Here is a 21,178-nt window from a genome sequence, read left to right on the forward strand (position 1 = left end):
TTTCATGGGCTGAAATCAAGAATATATATTCAAAAAATGATTACTTTTGACTTAATTATTAATAAAATAAAATAAAAATGGGACACAACATAAAACCAGGTGTTGCTACAGGCAGCGAAGTTCAAGCTATTTTTAAGCATGCAAAAGAAAATGGCTATGCTTTACCGGCTGTAAACGTTATTGGTTCAGATACTATAAATGGTGTATTAGAAACCGCAAAAGCATTAAATGCACCTGTTATCATACAATTTTCAAACGGTGGCGCACAATTTAATGCTGGAAAAGGCTTGAGTAATGAAGGTCAAAAAGCAGCTATCGCAGGCGCTATTGCAGGCGCAAAACACGTACATATTTTATCTGAAGCTTATGGGGTACCTGTTATTCTTCATACAGACCATTGTGCTAAAAATCTTTTACCTTGGGTGGATGGCATGCTGGATGCCAGTGAAAAACATTTTGCTGAAACGGGCAAATCGCTTTTTAGTTCCCACATGATAGACCTATCAGAAGAGCCTATTGAAGAAAATATAGAAATATGTAAGCAATATTTAGCTAGAATGAGCAAAATGGGCATGACTTTAGAAATTGAACTTGGAGTTACAGGTGGTGAAGAAGATGGCGTTGATAATACAGATGTAGACGATTCTAAACTTTATACACAACCAGAAGAAGTCGCTTACGCTTACGAAGAATTAAGCAAAATAAGCAGTCAGTTTACTATTGCTGCGGCTTTTGGTAATGTTCACGGTGTTTACAAACCAGGAAATGTAAAATTAACTCCAAAAATATTAAAGAATTCCCAAGATTATGTGTCTAAAAAATATGGGGTTGGCCACAATCATATAGATTTCGTATTCCATGGTGGTTCAGGCTCTACTGTTGAAGAAATTCGTGAAGGCATCAGCTATGGTGTTATTAAAATGAATATCGACACCGATATGCAATATGCGTTTATGAGTGGTATTCGTGATTATATGAATAGCAAAAAAGACTATTTACAAGGTCAAATAGGAAACCCTGATGGCCCAGATTCACCAAATAAAAAATATTACGACCCACGTGTATGGTTACGTGCTGGTGAAGTTACATTTATAGAGCGCTTAAAACAAGCCTTTGCAGATCTTAACAACGTAAATACACTATAAAAAGATTCATTAAGTATATAAAAATCCTGCTAAAAGCAGGATTTTTTCATTTCTACAATCTAAGTAATATAAAAATTCAATTAATAAAAAAAGTATGACCTGACTACTAAATTAAAATAAAGCCTTAATTTTGTAGTCGGGCTTTTTGCTTTTTCATTTTTAAATTTACACCTTAGGTGTTTCTCAAAAAGAACTTAGCAACGATCCTTAACGAAAATACCGATGTACAAGGTTTTTTAAATCTAAAATCGTAAATCTAAAATCATAAATCACATATGTCTTGGTTTAAAAGAAAAACAAAAGGTATAACTACTACAACCGAAGAGAAAAAGGACACTCCAAAAGGTCTTTGGTATAAATCACCCACAGGCAAAATTGTTGATGCAGAAGAACTGGAAAAGAACTTCTATGTAAGCCCAGAGGATGGTTATCACGTACGCATTGGAAGTCACGAATATTTTGAAATTCTTTTTGATGATAACAATTTTAAAGAACTAGATGCCAATTTAGAGTCTAAAGACCCTCTAAAATTTGTCGATACCAAAAAATATCCTGATAGGCTAAAAGCTGCTCAAGAAAAAACAAAATTGAAGGATGCGGTTCGCGCTGCTGTTGGTAAATCCAAAGGAAAAGATTTGGTGATAGCATGTATGGATTTTGCTTTTATTGGTGGTTCCATGGGAAGTGTTGTAGGTGAAAAAATTGCGAGAGCAGCAGACTATTCCTTAAAAAACAATATTCCTTTATTGGTTATTTCAAAATCTGGTGGTGCCCGTATGATGGAAGCTGCTTTGTCATTAATGCAATTGGCTAAAACATCCGTAAAACTGGCACAATTGGCAGAGGCAGGCATCCCCTATATTTCTTTGTGCACAGACCCCACCACAGGAGGCACTACAGCATCTTTCGCTATGTTGGGCGATATTAATATTGCTGAACCTGGTGCCTTGATAGGCTTTGCTGGCCCTAGAATTGTGAGGGACACTACGGGTAAAGAATTACCTGAAGGATTTCAAACCTCTGAATTTTTGTTAGAACATGGCTTCTTGGATTTTATTACCCCTAGAAAAGAGCTAAAAGATAAAGTGAACCAGTACTTAGATTTAATTTTGAATAAGCCTTTAAGAGCTTAAAATAATAATACAACGTATTGACCTGATTGGTTTTCAAACCTTCAGGTCTTTTTATTTAAATGGCTTGCAAATCATTAAATTTTACTATATTTGCCGCTCGAAAGATAGACTTTCGTGTACATAACAATTATTTACAATAATATTAGCATGTATTTAGCAAAAGAAGTAAAAGAAGAAATCTTCACAAAACACGGCAAAGGAAAAAACGATACCGGTTCTGCTGAAGGTCAAATTGCGTTATTTACGCACAGAATTAATCACTTAACAGAACACTTAAAAAAGAATCGTAAAGATTATAATACAGAGCGTTCGTTAGTAAAATTAGTAGGTAAAAGAAGAAGCTTACTAGATTACTTAACTAAGAAAGATATCTTAAGATATCGTGCGATAGTAAAAGAATTAGGATTAAGAAAATAATAAAAAGAGGCTTTTTAGCCTCTTTTTTGTTTTAGAGATAACATAGTTACAGTGTCATTACGAGGAGTGTAACGACGTGGTAATCTTTTTAAAAGAAACACATTGCCACAGCAAATTAAAAATTTGCTTCGCAATGACGTAAAATAGAAGAAGCTTATTATAGTTTTTCATTGGTCACACAACAACTACACACAACAACACAACGACCATTGTTTAATTAGAATTAAAAAATTTATGATTCCAAAAGTTTTTAGAGAGGTCATTGACCTTGGTGATGGACGCACAATTTCCATCGAAACCGGAAAATTAGCAAAACAGGCCCACGGTTCTGTTGTTGTACAATCAGGAAAATGTATGCTTTTGTGTACAGTTGTATCTAACTATGATGCAAGTCCAGGTATAGACTTTTTACCATTAACGGTAGATTATCGCGAAAAATTCGCTGCTTCGGGTCGTTATCCAGGCGGTTTCTTTAAAAGAGAAGCTAGACCAAGTGACGGCGAAGTATTAACCATGCGTTTAGTAGATCGTGTATTACGTCCGCTATTCCCAAAAGATTACCACGCAGAAACACAAGTAATGATTCAGTTAATGTCTCATGACGACGACGTTATGCCAGACGCTATGGCTGGATTAGCCGCTTCTGCTGCCATTCAATTATCTGATTTTCCTTTTGAATGTCCAATTTCAGAAGTGAGAGTGGGTCGTATAAACGGTCAATTAATTATCAATCCTACAAGAGCTCAATTAGAAGTTTCTGAATTGGATATGGTTATTGGTGCTTCAGCAGATTCAGTCATGATGGTTGAAGGTGAAATGCATGAGATTTCCGAAGAAGAAATGGTTGAAGCCATTAAGTTTGCACATGACGCTATTAAAGTACAATGTGCTGCTCAAATAAAATTAGCAGAAGCTTTTGGTAAAAAAGAAACTCGTACTTATGAGGCAGAACGTGAAGATGAGGCTTTAGCAAAAAAAGTGGAAGCTTTAACCTATGATAAAGTGTATGCCGTAGCAAGAGCTGCTTCAGCAAAACATGAACGCAGTGCTGCTTTTCAAGCGATTAAAGAAGAAGTAAAGGCAACATTTACTGAAGAAGAATTAGCCGATTTTGGAGATTTAGTTTCTAAGTATTTCTACAAAGCGGAAAAGAAAGCGGTTAGGGATTTAACGTTGAATGAAGGTTTACGTTTGGATGGAAGAAAAACAACGGACATCAGACCTATTTGGTGTGAGGTAGATTATTTACCATCTGTTCATGGTTCTTCCATATTTACCCGTGGAGAAACTCAAGCTTTAGCAACCGTTACTTTAGGAACTTCTAGAGAAGCAAACCAAATAGATATGCCATCGTTTGAAGGCGAAGAGCGTTTCTATTTACATTATAACTTCCCACCTTTTTCAACTGGTGAAGCGAAACCTTTAAGAGGAACGTCTCGTCGTGAAGTAGGACATGGGAATTTGGCACAACGTGCCTTAAAAAACATGGTTCCTGCCGATTGTCCTTACACAGTAAGAGTCGTGTCTGAGGTATTAGAATCTAACGGTTCTTCATCTATGGCAACAGTTTGTGCTGGTACAATGGCGTTAATGGATGCTGGTGTTCAAATGAAAAAACCGGTTTCTGGTATTGCCATGGGATTAATTTCTGATGCTGAAACTGGAAAATACGCAGTGTTGTCTGATATTTTAGGTGATGAAGATCATTTAGGTGATATGGACTTTAAGGTAACTGGTACTGCCGATGGTATTACTGCTTGCCAAATGGACATCAAGGTAAAAGGTCTTTCTTATGAAATTTTAGTAAATGCTTTAAAACAAGCACAAGCTGGAAGATTACACATTTTAGGAAAACTGGTTGAAACCATTGCGCAACCAAATGCCGATGTGAAACCACATGCTCCTAAAATGATTACACGTGTCATTCCTAATGCATTTATTGGTGCCTTAATTGGTCCTGGTGGAAAAGTAATTCAAGAATTACAAAAAGCAACTAAAACTACGATTGTTATTAATGAAGACCCAATTACCGAAGAAGGTATTGTTGAAATATTAGGAACCAATCAAGCTGGTATTGATGCTGTGTTAGCTAAAATCGACTCGTTAATGTTCAAACCAGAAGTTGGCGGAACGTATGAAGTAAAAGTGATTAAAATGCTTGATTTTGGTGCTGTAGTAGAATATTTAGATGCTCCAGGAAACGAAGTATTATTGCACGTAAGCGAACTAGCTTGGGAGCGTACCGAGAATGTTACTGATGTAGTTAATATGGGCGATGTTTTTAATGTGAAGTATTTTGGTGTTGATCCAAAAACCCGTAAAGAAAAAGTATCCCGTAAAGCATTATTGGAAAAACCAGAAGGTTATGTTGCAAGACCACCAAGAGAGAATAACGACCGTGGTGGACGTGATAATAGAGGTGGAAGTCGTGATAATCGCGGACGTGATAACCGTCGTGATGATAGAAGACCTAGAGAAGATAGAAAAGAAGATTAAATTCCTTTTATTCTTATAATTTAAAAGCTGTCAAATTTATTTTTGGCAGCTTTTTTATTTGGATTTATTGGTAATCAACAATGGATTTATCAATTTTTAAATGTTCGCCATCAATTTTATAGAAAGTTTAAAACAAAAAAAATAATTATATTTAACTATGAAGTTAAGTATAATTATTCCAGCTTACAATGTTGGAAACTATATAGAAACTTGTATAACAAGTTGTTACAACCAGGATTTACAACTCCATGAATTTGAAATCATATTAATAAACGACGGATCTACAGATGATACTGAAAAAAAAGTATTACAGATTACAGAAAAGCATTCCAATATACTTCTAAAATCTCAAAAAAATAGCGGCTTAGGAGCATCTAGAAATTTAGGAGTCGACCTCTCAAAAGGTAAGTATATTTATTTTTTAGATGGAGATGATTATATAGCTAGAAACACGTTGGCCACTTTAATTACGTTAATTGAAAAACATAGCCTAGATGTCATTGGTTTTAAATCCAAAAATGTTACGGATAGCAACCAAGTAGACTCAAAACACACAAACAAAGACATTGAAGTAGATAATATTTATAATGGCATTGATTTCATGGCAACATACAATTATATGCCAGAAGTATGGTGGTACATAACTAAAAGGTCTTTCTATTTAGATAATAAATTCAGTTTCTACAATAGAAAGTTTTTACAAGATTCCTACTTCACGCCAACGCTCATAAGCAAAGCTCAAAGAATAGCTCGTGTAGATTATGATGTTTATAGGTATAGAAAATCTATTAATTCAATTACTAGAAAAAAATCAATGGAGCACGTTAAAACACATATGGAAGATATGTGTTTTGCAATCCATAAATTAGGTGAACTCAAAAAGGATCTAATTAGCGAAGGCATTACTAACAAAAAGGTCTTTCAACGCATAGATGTAAAACAACAACACTATGCGTTTATTTTAATCAGTAGGTTTGTCAAAACTAATTTGAATATTTCAATGCTAAAAGAAATATTATCCGATCTTAAACTTATTGGGGCTTACCCTTTAAATAAATTTTTGTCTACTTCAGATTATAAAAGCAAGCTATATCAGATACTTACTTTTGTATACAACAGAAAATGGCTCCTTTTTCCAAGCATAAAAATATTTAGACTATTGAAAAGATAGCAGTATGTTTAAAAATTAGAGTACACTACTTAAATGTTATTTTTTAAAGTTTTTTTATCATATAACCGTTTAAAAAAACTTTATTTTATTTCACTCTTAAAAAGCATTAATCCCTCTGTTTTTGTGCCTACTTTTTAAGGCTATTGTCTCGAACTTCCGTATTTTTGCATTACAAAATTCTTATAAAAATGAACAAAAAAGTCATCCTTATGATTCTTGATGGCTGGGGAAAATCACCAGACCCAAAAGTATCGGCCATAGATAATGCCAACACCCCTTTTATAGATTCTTTATATACCAAATATCCAAATGCATCCTTGCGTACCGACGGCTTACATGTAGGTTTACCAGAAGGTCAAATGGGAAATAGCGAAGTAGGACATATGAATCTGGGTGCTGGTCGTATTGTGTATCAAGATTTGGTAAAGGTTAATCTGGCTGTTCAAAACAAAACATTAAATACCGAAAAAGTATTGGTTGATGCTTTTAATTATGCCAAAAACAATAATAAAAGTGTTCATTTTCTTGGCTTACTTAGTGATGGCGGGGTACACTCCCACTTCTCTCATTTATATGGTTTGGTTGAGGCAGCAAACGACTTTGGGTTAAAAAAAACATATATCCATGCCTTTACTGATGGTCGTGATGTAGACCCAAAATCTGGTGCTAGCTTTGTTTCGGATTTACAAAATAATTTAATTAACACACCTACAAAACTGGCTACCGTTACAGGTCGTTATTACGCCATGGACAGAGATAAACGTTGGGAACGTGTTAAACTAGCTTATGATGCTATTGTAAATAGTATTGGTGAAAAGTCATCGAATATTGTAGCATCTATTGAAAGTAATTATGCAAATGACATTACCGATGAGTTTATAAAACCTATTATTGCTGTTGATGCTGACAACAATCCGATTGCTTCCGTAAAAGAAGATGATGTTATTATTTTCTTCAACTTTAGAACAGATCGCGGTCGCGAGCTTACAGAAGCCTTATCACAACAAGATTTTCACGAACATAATATGCACAAGCTTAATTTATATTATGTAACGCTTACCAATTATAACGATACCTATAAAAATGTGAAGGTTGTATTCAATAAAGACAATTTAACAGAGACTTTGGGTGAGGTTTTATCAAAAAACAATAAAACCCAAATCAGAATTGCCGAAACGGAAAAATACCCTCACGTAACGTTTTTCTTTTCTGGCGGACAAGAAATTCCTTTTGAAGGTGAAACCAGAATATTAAGAAATTCACCTAAAGTGGCTACGTACGATTTGAAACCTGAAATGAGTGCTTTTGAATTAAAAGATGCTTTAATTCCTGAACTTGAAAAAGGCGAAGTGGATTTTGTGTGTTTAAACTTTGCAAATGGCGATATGGTTGGGCATACAGGTGTTATGGAAGCTGCTATTAAAGCTTGCGAAGCTGTAGATATCTGCGTTAAAGAGGTTGTAACTACAGCATTGAATCATGGCTATACAACACTGCTTATTGCAGACCATGGTAATTGTGAGACCATGATTAACCCAGATGGCTCTCCAAATACGGCCCATACAACAAACCCTGTCCCAATTATTTTAATTGATAACGATTTAAACCGTATTCAAGATGGTGTTTTAGGAGATATTGCTCCTACTATTCTTAAATTAATGGGTGTAGAACAACCAAAAGCAATGACCAGACATTCATTAGTTTAGATTTTAGGTGAAAATTTATAACTTTACAATAAAATCATACCCAGATTGATGAATTTTAATGGCGGACTTGTAATAGCAGTTGATTTTGATGGAACCATCGTTGAAGATGCCTATCCAAAAATCGGCAAACCCATGCTTTTCGCTTTTGAAACCTTACAAAAACTTCAAAAAGAGGGGCATCGTCTTATCTTATGGACCTATCGAAGTGGCGATAAATTAGATGAAGCCGTCGCATTTTGCGAATCACATGGTATCTTTTTTTATGCCGTAAATAAAAGTTTTCCAGAAGAAGAATTTGACGGCTCTTTTAGCAGAAAAATACATGCCGATTTATTTATTGATGATAGAAACATTGGCGGATTTTTAGGTTGGGGCGAAATATACCATTTGCTTATAAATTCGGATGAGCGTCCTATTTCATTAGAAAAGAAGAAAGGATTTTTCGATTTTTTAAAATAGTTTTCTGCACTTCAAAAGAATTATAAACCCAATACACATTCAAAATTCCAAACATTTTAATTTTAAGTATCTTTGCCTTTATTTTTTAAAAGATGATTGTAGTAAAAACAAGAGAAGAGATTGAATTAATGCGCGAAAGCGCCTTAATCGTATCAAAAACATTGGGAATGCTCGCCAAAGAGATTAAACCTGGTGTCACTACCAAGCAACTGGACAAACTTGCTGAAGATTTTATAAGGGCTCAAGATGCCCTTCCTGGTTTTTTAGGTTTGTATGACTGCCCTTCCACCTTACTATGCAGTGTTAACGAAGCTGTTGTTCATGGTTTACCAACAAATATCCCGTTAAAGGAAGGTGATATCGTGTCTATAGACTGTGGTGCTTTAAAAAATGGATTTTATGGCGACCACGCTTACACTTTTGAAATAGGCGAAGTAGCCCCAGAAACGAAAAAACTTATTCAAGTTACCAAAGAATCATTGTATGCTGGTATTAGGGAATTTAAAATAAATAATCGAGTTGGCGATGTTGGCTATGCCATTCAAAAATATTGTGAAGATCATGGTTATGGTGTGGTAAGGGAATTAGTTGGTCATGGCTTAGGAAGAAAAATGCATGAAGACCCAGAAATGCCAAACTACGGAAAACGAGGTAAAGGAAAGAAATTTATTGAAGGCATGGTAGTTGCCATAGAACCCATGATTAATATGGGAACTCACCGCGTAAAACAACTTAAAGACGGCTGGACCATTGTAACTTTAGACGGTAAACCAAGTGTGCATTTTGAACATGACGTTGCTATTATTGATGGAAATCCAGAAATCCTTTCCACGTTTGCTTATGTTCATGATGCGTTGGGTATTATTTCTAATGAAGAGGAGGAATTTAGACAAAAAGCATTAGTGCTTTAGAATTATAATGACAGGACTAATTCTCACACTAATTTCACTAATTTCCACAAATTAAATGAGTCATTAATTTATAGAGAAGAATCCTATAAAATAATAGGTATTTGCATGGAAGTTCATAGAGAATTAGGGAAAGGATTTAATGAAATTGTTTACAGTGACGCGTTAGAAATCGAATTTGTTGACAATAATATTAATTATTCAAGAGAAAAGACGTTTGATATAAATTATAAAGGCAATTTATTGCCACATAAATATAAGGCTGATTTTATTATTGAGGATAAAATTATTCTAGAACTTAAGGCTATTAGTTGTCTTCATCCCGCAAACATCAAGCAAACTTTAAACTATCTAGCTATTTCTAAATTAAAACTAGGACTTTTGATTAATTTTGGTGAAGACAGTTTAAACTATAAAAGAATTGTTTTATAGTGATTTGTGAAAATTTGTGAAATTCGTGTCAAAAAAACTTTTCAAACTTCTTCTAAATACAATACCTAGGCCTCTTCTCATTAGGTTGAGCTATCTTACTCGTCCTATTTTGGCCTTTTTCTTAAAAGGAAATAAGTTTACCGACCCTATAGACGGCAAACATTTCAAAACCTTTCTTCCGTATGGATATGGAAAACAACGCCCTAATGTATTATCGCCTTCCACATTAAGTTTGGAAAGACACCGATTATTGTGGCTATACCTAAAAAATGAAACGGATTTTTTTACTTCCCATAAAAAAGTTCTCCACTTTGCACCCGAACAGGCTTTTTACAAACGATTTAAATCCATGGAAAATTTGGATTACACCACAACGGATTTAAATTCTCCACTGGCCGATGTAAAAGCAGACATTTGTAATCTTCCTTTTGAAGATAATAGTTTTGATGTCATACTTTGTAATCATGTATTGGAACACATTCCAGATGACACCAAAGCAATGCAAGAACTGTATAGAGTTATGAAAATTGGAGGCATGGGCATTTTTCAAATTCCGCAAGATGTATCCAGAAAAACCACTTTTGAAGACAATACCATTACTGACAAAAAAGAGCGTTCTAAAATTTTTGGACAATACGATCATGTACGCATCTATGGCTTAGATTATTTTAATAAATTAAGATCTATTGGTTTTAAAGTTGAAGAAGTTGATTATACTTCTAAACTTTCAGAAGAAGACATTACCAAATATTGTTTGGCAAAAGGCGAAATCATTCCTGTGGTTTATAAGTAATTTGTCATTCCTGCGAAGGCAGGAATCTAATAAATATTATCCTTTTATTATATTAATAGATTCCTCTTTTCACAAATCGAAGATTCGCCGAGGTCAATGACAATTAATTTTCAGGAAACCCATTAAGCAATAAGGTCTCTAATTCTTGTTTATCATTTTCAAAAATCAAGAACACTTTAAGTTCCGGATGCTGTTGTAAAAACGCTTTTACTTTTTCAATACCCATAGCCTTAAAAGCCGTTGCATAACCATCAGCCATCATACAATTCTCTGCAATAACTGAAATACTCAATAAATTAGTCGCACTTGGATAACCCGTTTTGGTATCAATAATATGCGAATAGCGTTTACCATTTTCATCTACTTTAAATTTTCTGTAAGTGCCAGAAGTCGCCATGGATTCATCTTTGAGTGAAATGGCTTTTAAAATGGATTGTGTACCATCGAAATGCGGCATTTCAACTCCCACTTTCCACTCTTGGTTTTTTTCAATATTCACACCTTTGGCTCTTATTTCACCGCCTATTTCAACCAAATAATTTTCAACATGTTGGCTTTCTAAAAACTCACCAATAACATCAACACCATAACCTTTAGCAATGGCATTAAAATCGATAAAAGCATTTGGGTCGTCCTTAATAATACTGTTTTCTAAACGTTTTACTCTATCAAAACCAACAGATACCATTAAACTATCAATTTTAAGACTATCAAGATTCACTATTTTTCCTTCTGGTCCAAAGTCCCAAGCGTTAACCACATCACCAATGGTTGGGTCGAAAACACCTTCGGTAAATTGATGAATAACTTTAGAGGCTTCAAAAACTTTTATAAAATGTTCATCAATTTTTACTGATTCATTTCTATTGATTTTTGAAATATCAGAATCGTCTATGTATGTTGACATGGATTGGTTAATAACTCTAAACAAGCTGTCAAATTGCTTTTCAAAATTAATTTCAGAATGATACGTGATATTGTAAGTCGTACCAAAAACCGCTCCCGAAAGCTTCGTGTTTTTAATATTTTTATTACAAGATAAACAGCATACAAAAATTAATAAAGTAAAGATTCTGTTCATTTGGTTTTTATGATTTAATTAATTAGATGCCTGCCTGCGCAAAAATATCAAATCAGTTCAGATTGGTTTCTAAAACTTGAATACCGTTGTATTCTATTAAGTATTCTTCATTTAAATAAATGGGCAAATGGTCTCCATCAGGGTTTCCAACACCAACGCCTGCATATAACACTTTAGCATCGTTTTCCCTTGCATGTTCTTTAAATGATTCCATCCAAAGAATATCGTAATTATTTGGATTCTCTGGCAGCATAACGGCCCTTACTATCACAAAATAATACTGTTTGTTCTTATCCATGCATACAAACTGTGGGTGCTTTTTAAGTTTACTGTTAATGGCTATAAACTCAAATCCACGCGTTTCTAAATCTTTGCCAACATGGTTCATGGCAAGATTGTGCAATTCTTGTTGATTAAGTGGTTTGCTCATGTTACAAAAATACAATAAACCATGATTTTACAAATAATACATTCACAAATTGAATCGCTCTTTACTTGGGAAAGCTAGAAATGTGTAACTTTAAAATCGCTAAACCAACGTAATAAGTACATGCCAAAACATCCTACTTCAAAAAAAATAGGTCTTTTTTTAGGCCCAATTCTGTTTTTAATTGTTCAGTTTTTACCCTTTGAAATGTTATCTGAAAAAGCAGATACCGTCATTGCCATTGGTTTATGGATGGTTTGCTGGTGGATTACAGAAGCTGTTTCCATTTCGGTAACTTCTTTATTACCTCTTTTACTATTTCCACTCTTTAAGGTTATGAGCATTGATGATGTTGGTGCTAATTACGGAAGTCCGATTGTTTTCCTGTTTTTTGGTGGTTTTGTATTGGCACTGGCCATAGAAAAAGTAAATCTTCATAGACGCATTGCCTTAACCATTATAAAAAAAACGGGCACTAGTCCTAATAAAGTAATTCTTGGTTTTATGATTGCTACTGGATTTATGAGTATGTGGATTAGCAATACGGCTTGTGCCGTGGTTATGCTTCCCATTGCCATGTCGGTGATATCCCTTTTGATGGATGATGCGGACGGGTATACCAAAAAAGACCAGAATTTTGCTCTTAGTGTAATGCTAGGCATCGCGTTTTCGGCAAATGCAGGCGGCATTGCTACTGTTATTGGCACACCCCCAAATTCTGTTCTAATAGGCTTATTAGAGAATGTATACCAAATTGAAGTATCCTTTTTTAAATGGATGCTGATAGGTTTACCGATTTCAATCATTCTAATTACTATTATTTACTTTGTGATGGTGAAGTGGATGTTTCCAAGTAAAGGACTTGTTTTTAATGCATCAAAAGATGTTATTAATGCCGAGTTAATAAAGCTTGGAAAAACATCAGCTAAGGAAAAACAGGTGCTTATAATATTTAGTATCATGGTTTTTTTATGGATTTTTAGAGTTCCCATTAATTCGTTAATTCCGGGATTGGGCCTCTCTGATACCATGATAAGTATTTTTGGAGCTTTGGCCTTTTTTACGATTCCCTTTAATTTAAAACAAGGTGATTTTATATTGAATTGGAACGACACCCAAAAACTATCTTGGGGTATCTTAATTTTATTTGGAGGGGGTTTGGCTCTAGCTAATGGCATGTCTGAAAGCGGCATCATAGAAATAATTGCTACCTCAATTTCTACCAGTCAGATTAGCATCCTTTTAATGGCGGCATTACTTATTACCTTGATGTTGTTTATGACCGAATTAATGAGCAATGTTGCACTTACAGCCGTTTTGGCCCCTGTGGTGGCTGGTATCGCTATTGGATTGAATATTCCGATTCTTTATTTATTAATTCCAGTCACTATAGCCAGCAGTTGTGCATTTATGCTGCCTATGGCAACACCACCTAATGCCATCGTTTTTGCTAGTGGATATGTTAAAATAAATGACATGGCAAGAATAGGGTTGATTTTGAATTTGATTTCGGTGGTTTTATTGATTTTGGTATTTAAGTTTTTTGTGCCTTTAGTCTTTTAAGCAAAGAAAAGTTCTTGATCAGTTTTAACTTATAGTATGTCCTTTAATACCACCCACACATTTTCTGCTAATATTTTTTGACCTTGTACAGTGGGATGAATACCATCACCTTGGTTCAATTCTGGAATACCTGCTACATTCTCAAGTAAAAAAGGAATAAGTTTTATATTATTTTTCTCTGCTAATTCTGGAAAAATAGTCTTGAATTTTGTGGTGTAATCTTCCCCTAAGTTTGGGGGCATTTGCATGCCTGCCAAAATAATCTCTGTATCGGGATTTTTTTCTTTAACGACATCAATAATAGCCTGCAAATTATTTTTTGTTTCATTGGGTGGAATCCCACGCAAACCGTCATTGGCACCAAGTTCTAATACAAAAATATCCACTTTTTGATTCAGAATCCACTCTACTCTATTTTTCCCGCCTGCCGTGGTTTCTCCACTTATACCAGCGTTTATAACCTTATAGGATAAACCCAACGAATCCAATTTGTGTTGTATTACAGCTGGAAAGGCTTCCTCTACATCTAATCCCATACCGGCAGTTAAACTGTTTCCGAAACATAAAATAACCTTATCTTTAGATATTGTAGCTTGCAAGCTATCTGCAACCTCTACGTCATCACTGGAAGTTGGCGTGTTTTTATCGTTTGTTTCACGACATGATGTACTGGTAATCAACAATAAAATATAACAAAAGATTAACAGGATTCTCATAGCTTTGGAAGACATATTTAAAATCATTTTTCTAATTTGTCGGATATATAAAAATACACCCTAAAAAATTCATGACAAAGATATTAAACGTTAATAACTTAGGGAAAAGTTATTTCAGTGGTTCAAAAAAACTCACCATTCTCAAGGATATCAGTTTCTCAGTAGAGGCTAAGGATACTTTTTCTATAGTAGGCCCTTCAGGAAGTGGAAAAACTACATTACTGGGGTTGTGTGCCGGGTTAGACCAACCCGATTCTGGTACCATCGAACTTTGCAACACTGAAACCAGCAATTTAAGTGAAGATGATCGTGCCCAACTTCGCAACCAAAAGGTAGGCTTTATTTTTCAGGATTTTCAGTTGTTGCCAACACTAACGGCTTTAGAGAATGTCGCCGTACCACTAGAACTCCAAGGTAATAAACTTGCCAGCAAAAAAGCTATGGAACTTTTGGAAAAAGTAGGACTTGCCGACCGTTCACATCATTATCCTTCACAATTATCGGGAGGAGAACAACAGCGGGTGGCATTAGCAAGAGCGTTTTCCAATAGTCCGACCATACTATTTGCCGATGAGCCCACTGGAAATCTTGATGCTGAAACTGGGGAAAAAGTGATTCAGCTGCTGTTCGAACTTAATAAAGAATTAGGCACAACCCTAATCATTGTAACCCACGACATAGAACTGGCACAAAAAACCAAGCACATCCTTAAACTTAAAAGTGGACGCATTGTTGAAAATATCACATTGGCTTAATGGATAGAAAAACAAATATTTCAAAAGCAGGATTAGGTTGGCTATTAAAAATGGCATGGCGCGATGGTAAAGCCAGCTGGAAAAAGTTAATGCTTTTTATGGCCTCGATTGTATTGGGAATAGCCGCACTAGTTTCCATACAATCCTTTAGCGACAATCTAAAACGTAATATTGCCTCTCAGTCCAAATCTTTAATGGGAAGTGATTTTAAGATTGATAGTGATAAAGCCCCCACCGATAGTTTAGTTGCCATTATGGATTCATTGGGAGGTTTCGATTCCCGTGAAATTAGTTTTGCTTCCATGGTGGCTTTTCCAAATCAAGAAGGGTCAAAGTTGGCACAAGTACGAGGTATTGAAGGCGATTTTCCTTTTTATGGTGCTATGGAAACCGAACCAGTAACAGCTGCCTCTACCTACCAAGAACAAGGAACGGCATTGGTTGATGCTACGCTAATGCTACAATTTGGACTCAAGGTGGGAGATACTATAAAAATAGGAAACGCCACATTGCCAATTGGAGGTGCCTTAAAATCGATAGCGGGCAGTAATTCTTTGTCCAGTTCAATTGCACCACCCGTAGTTATTCCCTATAGTTATATCGAGGCTTCAGGACTTGTACAAACAGGTAGTCGGTTGGATTATGAGTTTTATTTTGTGGCCAAACCCGAAACGGACCTTGAGCTGCTAAATGAAAGTCTAGGTGATAGGCTACATGCCATAGACGCTGATTTGGACATTCATACAACAACCAGTGAAAGGTTGGGAAGACGCTACGACAATTTTGGTAAGTTTCTTAATCTTGTCGCCTTTATCGCGTTGTTATTGGGTTGCGTGGGTATTGCCAGCGCGGTTCATATTTATATTAAAGAAAAACTACGATCTATAGCAATCTTAAAATGTTTGGGAGCCACCAAAAAACAAACCTTTTTAATCTACCTCCTTCAAATTGGTTTTGTAGGCTTAGTGAGTGGCTTTATTGGAACATTGGTTGGATTATTGTTGCAACAATTGTTTCCTTTGATTTTGCAAGGCTTATTACCTGTAGAAGTTCAAATAGCATTCGTCCCCACGGCCATTTACTCGGGTATATTACTCGGTGTTTTTATGTCCATTTTATTTGCCTTATACCCGTTGATTGGCACTATATACACGTCGCCATTACAGACACTTCGTATTGAGGAAAATAACAATTCGAAGTCAATAAAAGCTGGGTTGCTTGTATTGGTTGCCATATTTTCTTTTATTTTTTTGTTTGCATACTGGTTGTTAAAAGATATCACCTTCGCTTTTGCCTTTCTTATTGGGATCATCGTAACCTTTTTAATATTGGGTGGCATAGCCCATGGTTTTATGAAAGCGATAAAAAAATTCTTTCCCCATTCCTGGGGATTTGTGGCTCGAACAAGTATGCTGAATTTGTATCGTCCAAAAAACCAAACCCTTGTATTAGTAATGACCATTGGCGTAGGAACGTTTTTGATTAGTACATTGTTTTTTAGTAAGAATCTATTGTTGGCGCAAGCATCTATTGAAAGGAAAGCCAATAGTGCAAATATGATATTACTCGATATTCAAAATGAACAAACAGACCAAGTTGCCTCCCTCATTACTGATAAAGCCTATCCTTTGGTAGACAACATTCCTATTGTAACCATGCGTATTCACAGCATTGACGGAAAAACCGTGAACGAAATACGTGAGGACAGAACCTCCACAATTCGCAGATGGGTATTAAGCCACGAATTTCGTGTTACCTATCGCAATACGCTTATGGCCTCAGAAACATTACAATCAGGTACATTTACTCCTGAGGTAACCTCGACCGATTTAGTTCCTATTTCGGTAAGTGATAATTTTGTTGAAGATACCCAAGTAGCCGTTGGTGACAACATTACCTTTAATGTACAAGGTGTTTTAATTAATACGGTTGTGGGTAGCATTAGATCGGTTGATTGGAGCACGATGCAACCGAATTTTACCGTGTTGTTCCCAAGAGGTGTTTTGGAAAATGCTCCCCAATTTAGAGTGATTACCACCTATGTTCCGAACGAACAGGCTTCTGCTATTTTACAACAGGAATTGGTAACTAAGTTTCCCAATGTTTCTATTTTGGATCTGAGACAAATATTAAATGTGGTTGAAAAACTGTTGGATAAAATTGGTTGGATTATCAATTTTATGGCATTCTTTAGTATCCTTACAGGGATTATTGTGCTGATTGGTGCCGTGCGTACCAGTAAACACCAACGGATTAGGGAAAGTGTATTGCTCCGAACTCTAGGTGCCAAAAGCAGTCAGATACTTAAAATGATAGCCTTGGAATATACTTACTTGGGAATCATTGGTAGCTTGACGGGCATTTTACTCTCTTTGGTAAGCAGTCAATTATTGGCATTGTGGATTTTTGAAACACCCTTTACACCTTCCATTATTCCCTTTGTTGTTCTGTTTCCTTTGATTACACTTTTAGTGGTTGGCATTGGTCTAGCCAATAGCAGGAGTGTTATTAAAAATACGCCTTTAGAAGTATTAAGAAAAGAAAATAACTAGCTAGAAGTACTTTTGAAATAACAATGATATCTTAAATGGGTTTATTAGTTTTGAAGAACTCAAATTTAATTTGAATGATATAAATGAAATTCCGAAATAATAAATTGCCATTTTTTTTATATCTTAGAAATAAAAAATGGAAACTTCAAGTCGTTTAGAGCAGGCCATAAAAAAACTATATATAGCATTTCACAACCATGAACTACATCCTGAATGTTGTAAACAATGTGCTGTTGGCAATATTTTAGATAATACGGATAGTTGGAAACATTTATCAGACCATCATGGCTCATTGAAACTAAATTATGTTGGACAAGTTCATGAATCGCTTGGCAGAAAATTTAATGGCTATTCACCTTTAGAATTATTAAAAATTGAAGCCATCTTTTTAAAAGCATGTGGCTATCAATTACCTATTCATCATAAAAACAGCAAACCTAAAAATCCAACTAGCAAAGATGTTTTATTTGATGGCTTAAGTGCTGTTATAGTATTTCTTTGCAGATTGGATAATATTCCAAATGTCATGGATTATTCTAAATTATTTGAATATGAAAATGACAAGCCCAGATATAAACTAAAAGACGTTTTACTTTAAATTATTCAAGCATCTTAAACAAGAAACCCAACACATTCTGTGTTGGGTTTCTTGTTATAATGAATATTTTAGATTATCCTCCAAAGTCATCAAAACGTATGTGTTCATCTGGGATACCAAAATCTTCTCCCATTTTTTGAACTGCTTTGTTCATTAACGGCGGTCCACAGAAATACAATTCAATATCTTCAGGCGATTCGTGTTTGCTTAAATAATTATCAATCACACAATTATGTATAAACCCAACAAAACCATCTCCAGGCGCATCAATGTCTGCTTTTACTTTCCAATTATCCTCTGGTAAAGGTTCAGATAATGCCAAATAGAATTTAAAATTAAGGAAACTATCTTCCAATTGTTTAAAATGGTCTAAGTAGAACAACTCACGTTTAGAACGTCCACCATACCAGTAAGTTACTTTTCTTCCTGTTTTTAAGGTTTTGAATAAATGATATAAGTGAGAACGCATTGGAGCCATACCAGCACCACCACCAACATACAACATTTCAGAATTAGACTCATTGATAAAGAACTCACCGTAAGGTCCGGAAATAGTCACTTTATCACCTTTTTTCTGATTAAATATATAAGATGATGCTACTCCTGGATTGACATCCATCCATCCGTTTTTATTTCTATCCCATGGTGGTGTAGCAATACGAACGTTTAACATGATTTCACGCCCTTCTGCTGGGTAAGACGCCATAGAATAAGCCCTTTCAACCGTTTCGTTATTTTTCATAACTAATGACCATAAACCAAATTTATCCCATTCAGCTTGGAATTTATCTGGGGTTTCATGTTCTTCAGGATGTGCTGTAATATCCATATCTGAATACTTCACTTCACATGCAGGTATTTCTATTTGAATATAACCTCCAGCTTTATAGCCCATATCTTCTGGAATTTCAACAACAAATTCCTTGATAAACGACGCCACATTATAATTACGCACAACGGTTGCTTCCCATTTTTTAATACCAAAAACCTCTTCAGGAATAGTGATATTCATGTCTTGTTTTACTTTAACCTGACATGCCAAACGTGCTCCATGCTGTAATTCTTTACGTGTGAAGTGCGGGGTTTCAGTAGGCAATGCCTCACCACCTCCAGAAAGTACATGACATTCACATTGAATACACGTACCACCACCACCACAAGCGGATGGTAAAAATATTTTTTGGTTTCCTAATGTTGAAAGTAAGGAACCTCCCGAACTTACTTCTATTTCCCTTTCACCATTAATGGTGATCTTTACTGGCCCTGAGGGCGATAATTTTTGTTTTACTACTAATAACAATGCCACTAATAATATGGTGATTATTAAAAATACGGTTACCGTAGCTATAATTGTTCCTAATGTCCCTACTGCTAAAATCATCATATTATTCAATTATTTTAGTGTTATTAGCTAACTCTTTTTCTGTTTTATCTTTAGTAGAATCTTCAACCTTTACGGTTTTCACTTCTTTTTCAGCAGGTTCATCACCTCCTGTTAGCATCCCACCAAAACTCATAAATCCAATCGCCATTAATCCTGTAATGATGAATGTAATCCCTAAGCCTCTTAATGCTGGTGGCACATTAGAGTATCTAATTTTTTCACGAATGGCTGCAATGGCAAGGATAGCCAAAAACCAACCAATTCCTGAAGCAATACCATAGTTAAATGCCAATCCTAAGGTTGGAATTTCTCGAGATTGCATAAATAAAGAGCCTCCTAAAATAGCACAGTTAACAGCAATAAGTGGTAAAAAGATACCTAACGAATTGTATAAAGAAGGTGAAAATTTTTCAACAACGATTTCTACCAATTGTACCATGGTTGCAATGGTTGCAATAAACATGATGAATGATAAGAAACTCAAATCGTAATCGGCATATTCTGCACCCAACCATTTTAAAGCACCTGGTTGTAATAAATATTGATCCAATAACCAATTTAAAGGAACTGTAATAGCTAATACAAAAATGACTGCTGCACCTAAACCAACTGCTGTAGCTACTTTTTTAGATACCGCAAGATAAGAACACATCCCTAAGAATGTAGCAAATACCATGTTATCTATAAATATTGATTTGAAAAATAATTCTATGTGTTCCATATCTTTTAAGTTTTCAGTCGCAGTTTTAAGTATTCAGTTCTGTAAAATGGATACTGTGACTGCTAACTAATTTTTTAGTCTTCTATTAAAGCTTTATTTCTACTACGTTGAATCCAGATGATAATTCCTAAAACAATCAATGCCATTGGCGACAATAACATAAAACCGTTATTTTCATATCCTAAAGCATATAAACCTGTTTTTTCGATAGGGTCTCCTAATACTTTAAATCCTAATAACGTACCTGAACCCAAAAGTTCTCTAAAAAAACCAACAATTATTAATATTAAGCCATAACCCGCAGCATTACCAATACCATCCAGAAATGATTTCCAAGGCCCATTAGCCAAAGCAAATGCTTCAAAACGTCCCATGATGATACAGTTGGTAATAATCAATCCAACAAAAACCGATAAGGTTTTACTTAGTTCATACGAATATGCTTTTAAAACTTGGTCTACAATGATTACTAAGGCAGCTACCACCACTAGTTGCACAATGATTCTAATTTTAGAAGGTATAATATTTCTCATTAAAGAAATAACAACATTACCAACTCCTAATACCACTATAACTGAAAGCGCCATAACAATAGATGCTTTTAACTGTGCCGTAATAGCCAATGCCGAACAAATACCAAGCACCTGTATGGTAACTGGGTTATTATCTGTTAATGGATCCAGTATTAATTTGCTGTCTTTTTTTGATAAAAGTCCCATGT

General features: G+C 35.1%; 20 protein-coding genes. 14 read left to right on the forward strand and 6 right to left on the reverse strand.

Features of this window, described 5'->3' with window-relative positions; translation table 11 throughout:
• The first annotated feature begins 77 nt into the window (after positions 1-77).
• From fbaA to CDH49_RS00615, 10 genes are all read left to right on the forward strand, one after another.
• Positions 78-1,145, forward strand: coding sequence for a class II fructose-bisphosphate aldolase (gene fbaA / locus CDH49_RS00570; RefSeq protein WP_100613379.1), 1,068 nt, complete (start codon positions 78-80; stop codon positions 1,143-1,145).
• A 275-nt stretch (positions 1,146-1,420) separates the two neighbouring features.
• The gene (gene accD / locus CDH49_RS00575) at positions 1,421-2,278 is read left to right on the forward strand and encodes an acetyl-CoA carboxylase, carboxyltransferase subunit beta (RefSeq protein WP_100613380.1); all 858 of its coding nucleotides are present in this window, start codon (positions 1,421-1,423) and stop codon (positions 2,276-2,278) included.
• Positions 2,279-2,425: 147 nt separating this feature from the next.
• Positions 2,426-2,695 (forward strand): 30S ribosomal protein S15, encoded by a 270-nt coding sequence (gene rpsO, locus CDH49_RS00580; protein ID WP_100613381.1) that lies wholly within the window; start codon positions 2,426-2,428, stop codon positions 2,693-2,695.
• A gap of 234 nt (positions 2,696-2,929) precedes the next feature.
• Complete coding sequence (locus CDH49_RS00585; RefSeq protein WP_100613382.1) at positions 2,930-5,191, forward strand: polyribonucleotide nucleotidyltransferase; 2,262 nt, start codon at positions 2,930-2,932, stop codon at positions 5,189-5,191.
• Between the two features lie 157 nt (positions 5,192-5,348).
• Positions 5,349-6,362: a glycosyltransferase family 2 protein gene (locus tag CDH49_RS00590; protein WP_100613383.1), complete on the forward strand. Its 1,014-nt coding sequence runs from the start codon at positions 5,349-5,351 to the stop codon at positions 6,360-6,362.
• A 188-nt stretch (positions 6,363-6,550) separates the two neighbouring features.
• Positions 6,551-8,068, forward strand: coding sequence for a 2,3-bisphosphoglycerate-independent phosphoglycerate mutase (gpmI, locus tag CDH49_RS00595; RefSeq protein ID WP_100613384.1), 1,518 nt, complete (start codon positions 6,551-6,553; stop codon positions 8,066-8,068).
• 48 nt (positions 8,069-8,116) lie between these two features.
• A complete protein-coding gene (locus CDH49_RS00600) occupies positions 8,117-8,527 on the forward strand; it encodes a BT0820 family HAD-type phosphatase (RefSeq protein WP_100613385.1) in 411 nt (136 codons plus the stop codon).
• A gap of 92 nt (positions 8,528-8,619) precedes the next feature.
• Entirely contained in the window at positions 8,620-9,438 is an 819-nt protein-coding gene (map, locus tag CDH49_RS00605) for a type I methionyl aminopeptidase (RefSeq protein ID WP_100613386.1), read from the forward strand.
• Between the two features lie 66 nt (positions 9,439-9,504).
• Positions 9,505-9,867: a GxxExxY protein gene (locus CDH49_RS00610; RefSeq protein WP_262496601.1), complete on the forward strand. Its 363-nt coding sequence runs from the start codon at positions 9,505-9,507 to the stop codon at positions 9,865-9,867.
• Between the two features lie 25 nt (positions 9,868-9,892).
• Positions 9,893-10,660 (forward strand): class I SAM-dependent methyltransferase, encoded by a 768-nt coding sequence (locus tag CDH49_RS00615; protein ID WP_100613388.1) that lies wholly within the window; start codon positions 9,893-9,895, stop codon positions 10,658-10,660.
• Positions 10,661-10,763: 103 nt separating this feature from the next.
• Here CDH49_RS00615 and CDH49_RS00620 read toward each other — a convergent pair whose 3' ends face one another.
• Both CDH49_RS00620 and CDH49_RS00625 read right to left on the reverse strand, forming a co-directional pair.
• Complete coding sequence (locus CDH49_RS00620) at positions 10,764-11,741, reverse strand: FAD:protein FMN transferase (protein ID WP_100613389.1); 978 nt, start codon at positions 11,739-11,741, stop codon at positions 10,764-10,766.
• A gap of 52 nt (positions 11,742-11,793) precedes the next feature.
• The gene (locus tag CDH49_RS00625; protein WP_100613390.1) at positions 11,794-12,171 is read right to left on the reverse strand and encodes a Na(+)-translocating NADH-quinone reductase subunit F; all 378 of its coding nucleotides are present in this window, start codon (positions 12,169-12,171) and stop codon (positions 11,794-11,796) included.
• A gap of 120 nt (positions 12,172-12,291) precedes the next feature.
• On the opposite strand from CDH49_RS00625, the gene CDH49_RS00630 reads away from it, so the two are divergent.
• A complete protein-coding gene (locus tag CDH49_RS00630) occupies positions 12,292-13,731 on the forward strand; it encodes an SLC13 family permease (RefSeq protein WP_100613391.1) in 1,440 nt (479 codons plus the stop codon).
• Positions 13,732-13,760: 29 nt separating this feature from the next.
• Here CDH49_RS00630 and CDH49_RS00635 read toward each other — a convergent pair whose 3' ends face one another.
• Positions 13,761-14,462, reverse strand: coding sequence for an arylesterase (locus tag CDH49_RS00635; protein WP_239970531.1), 702 nt, complete (start codon positions 14,460-14,462; stop codon positions 13,761-13,763).
• A gap of 56 nt (positions 14,463-14,518) precedes the next feature.
• Between CDH49_RS00635 and CDH49_RS00640 the strand changes: the two genes are divergently transcribed.
• The 3 genes from CDH49_RS00640 to CDH49_RS00650 all read left to right on the forward strand — a co-directional run bounded on the left by CDH49_RS00640 (position 14,519) and on the right by CDH49_RS00650 (position 18,352).
• Positions 14,519-15,202: an ABC transporter ATP-binding protein gene (locus CDH49_RS00640; protein ID WP_100613392.1), complete on the forward strand. Its 684-nt coding sequence runs from the start codon at positions 14,519-14,521 to the stop codon at positions 15,200-15,202.
• The gene (locus CDH49_RS00645; RefSeq protein ID WP_239970533.1) at positions 15,202-17,754 is read left to right on the forward strand and encodes an ABC transporter permease; all 2,553 of its coding nucleotides are present in this window, start codon (positions 15,202-15,204) and stop codon (positions 17,752-17,754) included. The genes CDH49_RS00640 and CDH49_RS00645 overlap by 1 nt, the downstream gene beginning before the upstream one ends.
• 136 nt (positions 17,755-17,890) lie before the next feature.
• Positions 17,891-18,352 carry a Na(+)-translocating NADH-quinone reductase subunit F gene (locus CDH49_RS00650; protein ID WP_100613393.1) on the forward strand — a complete coding sequence of 154 codons (462 nt, stop codon included), beginning with the start codon at positions 17,891-17,893 and terminating at the stop codon, positions 18,350-18,352.
• Positions 18,353-18,425: 73 nt separating this feature from the next.
• Here the strand turns inward: CDH49_RS00650 and nqrF are convergent, their stop codons facing one another.
• The 3 genes from nqrF to CDH49_RS00665 all read right to left on the reverse strand — a co-directional run bounded on the left by nqrF (position 18,426) and on the right by CDH49_RS00665 (position 21,176).
• A complete protein-coding gene (gene nqrF / locus CDH49_RS00655; protein ID WP_100614429.1) occupies positions 18,426-19,733 on the reverse strand; it encodes an NADH:ubiquinone reductase (Na(+)-transporting) subunit F in 1,308 nt (435 codons plus the stop codon).
• Positions 19,734-19,737: 4 nt separating this feature from the next.
• Positions 19,738-20,457, reverse strand: coding sequence for an NADH:ubiquinone reductase (Na(+)-transporting) subunit E (gene nqrE / locus CDH49_RS00660; RefSeq protein ID WP_100613394.1), 720 nt, complete (start codon positions 20,455-20,457; stop codon positions 19,738-19,740).
• 74 nt (positions 20,458-20,531) lie between these two features.
• Complete coding sequence (locus CDH49_RS00665) at positions 20,532-21,176, reverse strand: NADH:ubiquinone reductase (Na(+)-transporting) subunit D (RefSeq protein WP_100613395.1); 645 nt, start codon at positions 21,174-21,176, stop codon at positions 20,532-20,534.
• Between the last annotated feature and the right edge of the window lie 2 nt (positions 21,177-21,178).

The organism is Confluentibacter citreus, from assembly GCF_002807055.1.
GTDB classification, from domain to species: Bacteria; Bacteroidota; Bacteroidia; order Flavobacteriales; family Flavobacteriaceae; genus Confluentibacter; species Confluentibacter citreus.

Excerpts from the sequence above, each read along its gene's own strand:
- fbaA (WP_100613379.1), top strand. The coding sequence starts at position 78 with ATGGGACACAACATAAAACCAGGTGTTGCTACAGGCAGCGAAGTTCAA.
- accD (WP_100613380.1), top strand. The coding sequence starts at position 1,421 with ATGTCTTGGTTTAAAAGAAAAACAAAAGGTATAACTACTACAACCGAA.
- rpsO (WP_100613381.1), top strand. The coding sequence starts at position 2,426 with ATGTATTTAGCAAAAGAAGTAAAAGAAGAAATCTTCACAAAACACGGC.
- CDH49_RS00585 (WP_100613382.1), top strand. The coding sequence starts at position 2,930 with ATGATTCCAAAAGTTTTTAGAGAGGTCATTGACCTTGGTGATGGACGC.
- CDH49_RS00590 (WP_100613383.1), top strand. The coding sequence starts at position 5,349 with ATGAAGTTAAGTATAATTATTCCAGCTTACAATGTTGGAAACTATATA.
- gpmI (WP_100613384.1), top strand. The coding sequence starts at position 6,551 with ATGAACAAAAAAGTCATCCTTATGATTCTTGATGGCTGGGGAAAATCA.
- CDH49_RS00600 (WP_100613385.1), top strand. The coding sequence starts at position 8,117 with ATGAATTTTAATGGCGGACTTGTAATAGCAGTTGATTTTGATGGAACC.
- map (WP_100613386.1), top strand. The coding sequence starts at position 8,620 with ATGATTGTAGTAAAAACAAGAGAAGAGATTGAATTAATGCGCGAAAGC.
- CDH49_RS00620 (WP_100613389.1), bottom strand. The coding sequence starts at position 11,741 with ATGAACAGAATCTTTACTTTATTAATTTTTGTATGCTGTTTATCTTGT.
- CDH49_RS00625 (WP_100613390.1), bottom strand. The coding sequence starts at position 12,171 with ATGAGCAAACCACTTAATCAACAAGAATTGCACAATCTTGCCATGAAC.
- CDH49_RS00630 (WP_100613391.1), top strand. The coding sequence starts at position 12,292 with ATGCCAAAACATCCTACTTCAAAAAAAATAGGTCTTTTTTTAGGCCCA.
- CDH49_RS00635 (WP_239970531.1), bottom strand. The coding sequence starts at position 14,462 with ATGTCTTCCAAAGCTATGAGAATCCTGTTAATCTTTTGTTATATTTTA.
- CDH49_RS00640 (WP_100613392.1), top strand. The coding sequence starts at position 14,519 with ATGACAAAGATATTAAACGTTAATAACTTAGGGAAAAGTTATTTCAGT.
- CDH49_RS00645 (WP_239970533.1), top strand. The coding sequence starts at position 15,202 with ATGGATAGAAAAACAAATATTTCAAAAGCAGGATTAGGTTGGCTATTA.
- CDH49_RS00650 (WP_100613393.1), top strand. The coding sequence starts at position 17,891 with ATGGAAACTTCAAGTCGTTTAGAGCAGGCCATAAAAAAACTATATATA.
- nqrF (WP_100614429.1), bottom strand. The coding sequence starts at position 19,733 with ATGATTTTAGCAGTAGGGACATTAGGAACAATTATAGCTACGGTAACC.
- nqrE (WP_100613394.1), bottom strand. The coding sequence starts at position 20,457 with ATGGAACACATAGAATTATTTTTCAAATCAATATTTATAGATAACATG.
- CDH49_RS00665 (WP_100613395.1), bottom strand. The coding sequence starts at position 21,176 with ATGGGACTTTTATCAAAAAAAGACAGCAAATTAATACTGGATCCATTA.